The sequence below is a fragment of the Deinococcus rhizophilus genome, assembly GCF_030271215.1.
Lineage (GTDB): Bacteria > Deinococcota > Deinococci > Deinococcales > Deinococcaceae > Deinococcus > Deinococcus rhizophilus.
On sequence record NZ_JASNGB010000046.1, the window covers coordinates 1 to 7,500 of the forward strand.

Annotated in this window: 6 protein-coding genes and 1 pseudogene (1 of these 7 only partly in view); 2 read left to right on the plus strand and 5 right to left on the minus strand. The window is 70.6% G+C overall.

Going from position 1 to position 7,500, the window contains the following annotated elements; genetic code table 11:
- The 4 genes and pseudogenes from QOL99_RS07035 to rlmN all read right to left on the minus strand — a co-directional run.
- Window positions 1–334 (minus strand): annotated as a pseudogene (locus QOL99_RS07035) (hypothetical protein); the annotation flags it as partial.
- Window positions 331–1,008 (minus strand): tetratricopeptide repeat protein, encoded by a 678-nt coding sequence (locus tag QOL99_RS07040; RefSeq protein WP_285522544.1) that lies wholly within the window; start codon window positions 1,006–1,008, stop codon window positions 331–333. The gene QOL99_RS07040 and the pseudogene QOL99_RS07035, both read right to left, overlap by 4 nt.
- Window positions 941–2,125: a tetratricopeptide repeat protein gene (locus tag QOL99_RS07045; protein WP_456318849.1), complete on the minus strand. Its 1,185-nt coding sequence runs from the start codon at window positions 2,123–2,125 to the stop codon at window positions 941–943. Before QOL99_RS07045 ends, QOL99_RS07040 begins: the two co-directional genes overlap by 68 nt.
- A gap of 222 nt (window positions 2,126–2,347) precedes the next feature.
- Complete coding sequence (rlmN, locus tag QOL99_RS07050; protein WP_285522547.1) at window positions 2,348–3,382, minus strand: 23S rRNA (adenine(2503)-C(2))-methyltransferase RlmN; 1,035 nt, start codon at window positions 3,380–3,382, stop codon at window positions 2,348–2,350.
- Between the two features lie 74 nt (window positions 3,383–3,456).
- Here rlmN and QOL99_RS07055 point away from each other — a divergent pair, with 74 nt between their 5' ends.
- A complete protein-coding gene (locus QOL99_RS07055) occupies window positions 3,457–3,909 on the plus strand; it encodes an NUDIX domain-containing protein (protein ID WP_285522549.1) in 453 nt (150 codons plus the stop codon).
- Between the two features lie 56 nt (window positions 3,910–3,965).
- Window positions 3,966–4,499: a DUF2721 domain-containing protein gene (locus QOL99_RS07060; RefSeq protein ID WP_285522550.1), complete on the plus strand. Its 534-nt coding sequence runs from the start codon at window positions 3,966–3,968 to the stop codon at window positions 4,497–4,499.
- A 45-nt stretch (window positions 4,500–4,544) separates the two neighbouring features.
- Here the strand turns inward: QOL99_RS07060 and rpoC are convergent, their stop codons facing one another.
- Window positions 4,545–7,500 carry the 3' portion of a DNA-directed RNA polymerase subunit beta' gene (rpoC, locus tag QOL99_RS07065; protein WP_285522551.1) on the minus strand. It continues 1,694 nt past the right edge of the window, so 2,956 of the gene's 4,650 nt are visible here — the last part of the coding sequence; its start codon lies off the right edge, out of view; it ends in the stop codon at window positions 4,545–4,547.

Sequence of the window (7,500 nt, forward strand, 5' to 3'; positions counted from 1 at the left end):
GGGCCGCCGCTTCCGGCTCTCCTGGCGCGGGGGGCGTCTCCTGGCGGGGGGCCGTGGCCTCCGGTTCGGCCACGGGCTCCGTCCCTTCCGGGGCTGTGGTCGCCTCTGGAGTGGGGACCGCTTCCTCCACCGGGTCCACACCGAGGTCGGTGCCCGGTGCGACGGGAATCTCCGGCACCTCCTCCACCACGGCGGGCGGGGGGGCGGCGGCGGTCGTCTCCCGGCTCTGGCCGATCAGCAGGGCCGCGAAGCCCGCGAGCAGCAGCACGACCAGCACCCCGATCAGCAGGTCGGGCCAGCGGGGCACGGACCCCGGACGCTGGGCGCGGCTCATCGCAGCGCCTCCGCCGCGCGGCGGTGCCCGAGGTCGGCGGCCGTCTTCAGGGCGGGCCGGGCCTGCGCCTCACGCCCCTGCGAGCGCAGGCTCAGGCCCAGCAGGTACCACGCCTCCGCGTTGCGCGGCTGCTCTCCCGTCAGGCCGCGCAGGATCGCCTCGGCCTCCGCGTAGCGCGAGGTCGCCAGCAGTGCCGAGCCGAGGTTCTGGCGGGCGGTGGGCGTGGGGTCAAGTTTGACGCTGGTGGTCAGGGCTCCGGCCGCTCCCGCGTAGTCCTTTTGCGCGTAGGCGGTCAGGCCCAGCCACAGGTAGGCGTCGGCGCCCGGCGCGGCCTGGGTGCTCTGGCGCAGGGCGGTGCGGGCCGCCGCGAGGTCCCCCAGACGGTAGGCGGCGACCCCCCCCACGTACAGGGCACGGGCGCGGGTGGCCGCGTCGGGTTTCAGGGTCAGGGCCTGCGCCGCGTCTCGCCGGGCCTGGGCGTTCAGCTCCAGCGCGAGCCGGGCGGCTCCCAGGGCGGTGCGAATCGCCGCGTCCCCCGGCGCGAGGCGGGCGGCCTGTGCGTAGGCGGCCTGCGCCCCGGCCCGGTCGCCGCGCAGTCCCCGCAACTCACCCAGCCGGGCAAAGGCGGCGGGGCGGGCAGGGTCCAGCCGGGTCGCCTCCTGCGCAGCGAGCACGGCCCCACGGGTGTCTCCCCCGGCAGCCAGAATCTCCGCTTTCCGCAGGTTCAGGGTGGCCCGGTCGCTGGCCTTCGCCACGCGGGGCAGCACGGTGTCCAGTTCCCGCACCGCCCGCTCCGGAAGCCGCTNCCCGCAACTCACCCAGCCGGGCAAAGGCGGCGGGGCGGGCAGGGTCCAGCCGGGTCGCCTCCTGCGCAGCGAGCACGGCCCCACGGGTGTCTCCCCCGGCAGCCAGAATCTCCGCTTTCCGCAGGTTCAGGGTGGCCCGGTCGCTGGCCTTCGCCACGCGGGGCAGCACGGTGTCCAGTTCCCGCACCGCCCGCTCCGGAAGCCGCTGTCCCACGTAGACCTCGGCGAGCAGCAGCGCCGCGTCCGCCCGGCCCGGCTCGCGCGAGAGCAGCGCATACAGGCCCGGCAGCGCCTCCACCCCCTGCCCGGCCCGCACCTGCGCCTGCGCCAGCCGGAAGGCGAGGTCACGGTCTGAGGGGTCCAGGGTCGCCGCCTGCCCGAGCGTGGCACTCAGGGCGGCCCAGTCGCCCGACCGCAGTTGCTCCCCGGCCAGCGCCTCCAGCACCTGCCGCACGGCGGCGGGTCCGGCCTGCCCACGGGCCAGGGTCGCCGCTTCCTCGTACAGCCGCCGGGCGTCGGCGAAGCGGCCCTCGCGTCCGGCGATCACTCCCAGGTTGTAGGGCGCCTCGAAGCGGTCCGGGGCCAGCGCCCGGAGCCGGGTGAATTCAAAGGCCGCGCCCCGCAGGTCTCCCAGCGCCAGCAGCGTCAGCCCCAGCCCGAAGTGCCCCTCCGGGTGGGTGTACTGCGCAGCGACCAGCGACTCGAACAGCCGCCGCGCCCGCGCGAGGTCGCCTGCCCCCAGCGCCTCGCGTCCCTGACCGAGCGTCTGCTGCTGCGCGGGCGTGAGGGCCGGGGGTGTGGGGACGGCCGGGGAGCCTGGAGCTGGAATGCCCGGCGCCGTGGGAAGGGTGGGCACCGTGACCGGCACAGCCCCCGGCTGGGTCTGAAGGAGCGTGGTCTGGACAGTCGCGGCCGCCGAGGTGTCGAGCAGCGTCTGTGCGGCGGCGTGGGGCGCGGCGGCCAGCAGCAGGCCGAGCAGCACCATGGTTCTCGTTGGGGTCACCGGAAAAGCCCTCCTGAACGGGGGAAATGGTGGGTAGAGCGGAGCGGGAGAGGTCGGGCAGAACCCTGACGCGCAGGCAAGGGGCGTGGGGCGCCGTGATTCTCTCACGCGCTCCGGCCCAAGGTGGTATGAAGCCCGCTCTCATCCTGCCGGAAACCCAGCAAAAAGCCTCCCGCAGCGGGGAGGCAGGGGGGTCGGGCAGGCTCAGGCCGGAGCGCCCGTCACCGCACCGGGCCGCCGCAGCGCGAGCTGTCCGCAGGCTGCCCCCGCGTCCTTCCCGCGCGAGCGCCGCACGCTGACATCCACGCCCCGCTCCTCGAGCGCGTCGTAGAACGCCTGAATCTGCTCCTCGGTGCTCGACTCGAAGCCCGAGCCGTCCCAGGGGTTCATCGGGATCAGGTTGACGTGGCTCACCAGCCCGCGCAGCCGCTCAGCGAGGAGTTCGGCCTGCCAGAGCCCATCGTTGATGCCGCGCAGCATGGTGTATTCCAGAGTCACCCGGCGTCCGGTCACCGATTGATAGTCGCGGGCGGCGGCCATGATCTCCTCGATGGAGTTGGCGGCCCCGGTCGGGATGATGCGCTGCCGGGTCTCCTCGTCGGGGGCGTGCAGGCTGATCGCCAGCTTGAGGCCGAGGTCGTCTTCTTCGGCCAGCCGCCGGATGCCCTTGGCGATCCCCACGGTGGAGAGGGTGACCCGGCGCTTGCTCATGCCCAGCGCCTGCGGGTGCAGCAGGATACGGGCCGCCTTCATGGTGTGGTCGTAGTTCAGCATCGCCTCGCCCATACCCATAAAGACGAGGTTGCGAATCTCGCGCGGCTCCAGCCCCTCGCCCCCGGCCACGGCGAGCACCTGCCCCACGATCTCGCCGGGCGTCAGGTTGCGCCCGAAGCCCATCGCCCCGGTCGCGCAGAAGGCGCAGCGGGCCGGGCAGCCCACCATCGTGGACACGCAGACCGTCTTGCGGTCAAGGTAGGGCATGTACACCGCTTCCATCTGCCGCCCGTCGAGCAGGGTGAAGAGGTACTTCGCGGAGCCGTCGTGACTGCGGACCGTCTCGATCTCGCGGAAGGGGTTGAGCCGGAAGCGGGCGGCGAGGTCCGAGCGCACGGGAGCGGGGAGGTTGGTCATCGCCTCGAAGGTGCCCACGCCCTGCACGAACACCCACTCCAGCAGTTGCCGCCGCCGGAAGCCCTCCAGCGGGTATTCGTCGGGGTGAAGGTCGAGGAGAAGCTGCATCAGAAAAGTCTAGCGGGTGGTGGGAAAGGGGGGTGGAAGGGGGGCACGGTTGAGGCCACGCTAGGCTGCCCCTTATGCCTTCTAGTCCCAGGCTCCACCTGCTCGCCCGCGCCGTCATAGAGGACGGGGGCCATGTGCTGCTCGCGCAGGCGCACGGCCATGCCCACACCTTCCTGCCGGGCGGCCACGTCGAGCCGGGAGAGGGCCTGCGGGCCTGCCTCGTGCGGGAACTGGCCGAGGAGACAGGCCGCTCCTTCGAAGTCGGCGCGTTTCTGGGGGTCATTGAATATGAGTGGCAAGACAGGTCGGGGGTTCGTCAGCATGAACTCAACCACCTCTTCGCGGCGACGAGTCCAGGGCTGACCCGGTTGCAGACGGTCACGTCCAGCGAGCCGCATCTGACCTTCGCCTGGGTGCCTGCGAGCGAATTGAAGGCCCGGCAGCTGATGCCCCCGCTCCTGCGCTGCTGGCTGGCGGGGGACAGGCAGCAGCGCAGCTCTTTCGCCTCCACGTTGGAAGAGGGGTGACGCTCCACGGCGGCCTTCCCCTGACCTGCGAGGCCCCCACGTCCTACCCTGTCCGCATGGCCGACCCCACCCTCAACGTCCTCACGGCCATGATCACCCCCGCCGTGCTGATCTCGGGCGCGGGCACCCTGCTGATGAGCACCAGCGCCCGCCTGGGCCGCAGCACCGACCGGGTGCGGGTGCTGACCGCCCGCTTCAAGGACCTCGTGAGCGAGGACGGCCAGCGCGACCCACTTGCCCGCGAGGAAAAGCGCATGATCGTGCGCCAGCTTCCGCGCCTGACGCGCCGCACCCGCTACCTCCTGCGGGCGATGCGGGCCTTTTACGTGGCGGTCGCGCTGCTGGTGGGCACCAGCTTCCTGATCGGGCTGGGCGAACTCTCGGGCCTGCTGACGGGAGCGGCCCCGGTGCTGCTGGCCCTGCTGGGCGCCGGGAGCCTCGCCTACGGGGCCCTCCTGCTCAGCTTCGAGGCCACCCTCAGCGCCGCCACCACCCGCGAGGAGATGGGCTTTCTGGTGCGGCTGGGCGAGCATTACGCCACGCTCTATCAGGACGGGCCGGACTCCAACCCTTCCCCGCAGCGGCAATGAAAAGGCCCCCACCCGCAGAGGGGTGAGGGCCGGGGAAGGGGGCCTTTAGCTGGTGTACGTCACCGTGTCGGTCGGCGCACTGCCGGGGCGGGTGTCGTCGTAGCGCTGGGTTCCGGTGACGGAATCGGGGCTGCGGTTCTCCTCGCCGTACTTCTCCAGCGTGCGGTCGTCGGCGACCTGCATCTCGCGGACGGTGGTCAGGCCGGTGCCCGCCGGGATCAGCTTGCCCAGGATGACGTTTTCCTTGAGGCCGATCAGCTCGTCGACCTGGCCGCGCATGGAGGCCTCGGTCAGCACGTGCGTCGTGTGCTGGAAGGAGGCGGCGGAGAGCCAGCTCTTGGTCGTCAGGCTGCTCTTGGTGATCCCGAGCAGCACCGGCTTCCACGAGGAAGGCGTCTGGCCGTCGGCCAGGGCCTCGTTCGCCTGATCCACCTCCCAGCGCTCGACCGTCTGGCCTTCGAGCAGGTCGGTGTCGCCGCCGTCGGTGATCTCCACGTAGCGCAGCATCTGCCGGACGATGACCTCGATGTGCTTGTCGTGGACCTTCACGCCCTGCGAGCGGTACACGCGCTGCACTTCCTCCACGAGGTAGCGCTGGGCGGCGTCGGTGTCCTTGTACAGCAGCAGGTCGTGGGGGTTGACGGCCCCGCGCGTCATGGGCTGCCCGGCTTCCACGTGGTCGCCGTCGCGCACGGTCAGGCGCATGGCCTTGCCGATCTTGGTCGCCGTCTTGGACGAGTACTGCTCGTCCTCGGCCTCGATGCGGACGAGGTAGCGCTCCTCCTCCTCCTCGATGCGGACCACGCCGTCACGGTCGGCCACCACCGCCTGCGTCTTGGGCTTGCGGGCCTCGAACAGCTCGATCACGCGCGGCAGACCCATCGTGATGTCGCCGCCGCCTGCCACCCCGCCGGTGTGGAAGGTCCGCATGGTGAGCTGCGTGCCGGGCTCGCCGATGCTTTCTGCCGCCACCACGCCGACCGCCTCGCCCATCGAGACGGGCTTGGCCTGCGAGAGGTCGTAGCCGTAGCACTTCTGGCACACGCCCGCCTTCACGCGGCAGTTCAGCGGCGTGCGGACAAAGACTTCCCCGATGGCCTTGGCGTCCCGGGTGATCGCCTTCACGTCCTCCAGGCTGAGCATGGTGTCGGCGGTGATGCTGCTGCCGTCAGCCAGCTCGACGTCGGCGGTCAGGGTGCGGCCGTAGATCGAGGTCTCGATCTCGCTGCCCTTGCGGCTGCGCCACTCGCCCGTCCGCTCGTCGGTCGCGCCCAGCGGCATGACCGTGTAGTCGGTGGTGCCGCAGTCCACGTCGCGCACGACGACCTCGTGGGCCACGTCCACCAGCTTGCGGGTCAGGTAGCCGGAGTCGGCGGTCCGGAGTGCGGTGTCCGCGCCCCCCTTCCGCGCCCCGTGGGTCGAGATGAAGTACTCCAGCACCGTCAGGCCCTCGCGGAAGCTGGCCTTGATGGGCACCTCGATGGTCGAGCCGTCCGGGCGGGCCATCAGGCCGCGCATTCCCGCGAGCTGGCGAATCTGCTGCGGGTTCCCGCGTGCGCCCGACTGCGACATGATCCAGAGGGGATTGAAGGGGTAGTTCTGCGAGAAGTTCTCGAAGACCGCGTTCTTCACCTCGTCGGTGGTGTCGTTCCACAGCTGCACGACCTGCTTGTAACGCTCCTCTTCGGTCATGAAGCCGAACTCGTAGTTCTGCTCGATCTCGCGCAGCTTGCCGTCGGCCTCGGCCAGCAGCTCCGCCTTGTTGGGCGGCAGCACGATGTCGTCGATCCCGATGGTGATGCCCGAGGTCGTGGACAGCTTGAAGCCGCTGTCCTTCAGGGCGTCCAGCAGCCCGGCGGTGGCCTCCACGCCCAGCTCCTTGTAGCAGGCCATCACCATGTCCTTGAGGTGATCTTTCTCGTAGGCGGTGTCCAGGTTGACCAGCGTGTCGACCAGATGCGCCTGGGTCCCCAGCGCTTCTTGCACCAGTCGGCGGAACATCACGCGCCCGGCCGAGGTCTCGTGCAGGGTGCCGTTCAGCATGATCCGCACGTGGTCCTGAAAGTCGATCTCGCCGCGCTCGACGGCCATGATCGACTCGTCGGGATTGGAGAAGATGTACTTCAGGCGGCCGGGGCTGGTCTCCTGCCCGCTGACCGTGATGGGCGTGTTCAGGGCCACGCGGCCTTCCGCCAGCGCGGCCAGCGCGTCCTGCTCGCTCCCGAACTCGGTTCCGGCCCCGAGGTTGTCCCGGCGCAGCTGCGTCAGTGTGAAGATGCCGAGAATGATGTCGCGGCTGGGCTTGACGTTGGGCTCGCCGTTCGCGGGCGAGAGCAGGTTGTGCGACGAGAGCATCTGGATGCGGGCTTCGGCCTGCGCGTAGGCCGACAGCGGCACGTGGATCGCCATCTGGTCGCCGTCGAAGTCGGCGTTGAACGCCTCGCAGACCAGCGGGTGCAGCTGGATCGACTGCCCTTCCACGAGCACCGGCTCGAACGCCTGAATGCCGAGGCGGTGCAGGGTCGGGGCGCGGTTGAGCAGCACGACCTTGTCCTCGATGACCTCTTCGAGCGCGTCCCACACGCTGTCACGGGTGTCGCGGTAGCGCTCCAGCATCTTGCGGGCCTGCTTGATGTTGGTGACCTCGCCCTTTTCCTCCAGCACCTTGAACAAGAAGGGCTTGAAGAGTTCGAGCGCCATGCGCTTGGGCACCCCGCACTGGTGCAGCTTGAGCTGCGGGCCGACCACGATCACCGAGCGGCCCGAGTAGTCCACGCGCTTGCCCAGCAGGTTCTGCCGGAAGCGGCCCTGCTTGCCGCCGAGGAGGTCGGTCAGCGAGCGCAGGCTGCGGTCCGAGCCGGGGTTGGTGACCGGGCTGCCCCGGCGCCCGTTGTCGATGAGGGCGTCCACGGCTTCCTGCAGCATCCGCTTCTCGTTGCGGATGATCATGTCGGGTGCGCCCTGGCCCATCAGCTTCTTGAGGCGGTTGTTGCGGTTGATC

Excerpts from the sequence above, each read along its gene's own strand:
- QOL99_RS07060 (WP_285522550.1), top strand. The coding sequence starts at position 3,966 with ATGGCCGACCCCACCCTCAACGTCCTCACGGCCATGATCACCCCCGCC.
- rlmN (WP_285522547.1), bottom strand. The coding sequence starts at position 3,382 with ATGCAGCTTCTCCTCGACCTTCACCCCGACGAATACCCGCTGGAGGGC.
- QOL99_RS07055 (WP_285522549.1), top strand. The coding sequence starts at position 3,457 with ATGCCTTCTAGTCCCAGGCTCCACCTGCTCGCCCGCGCCGTCATAGAG.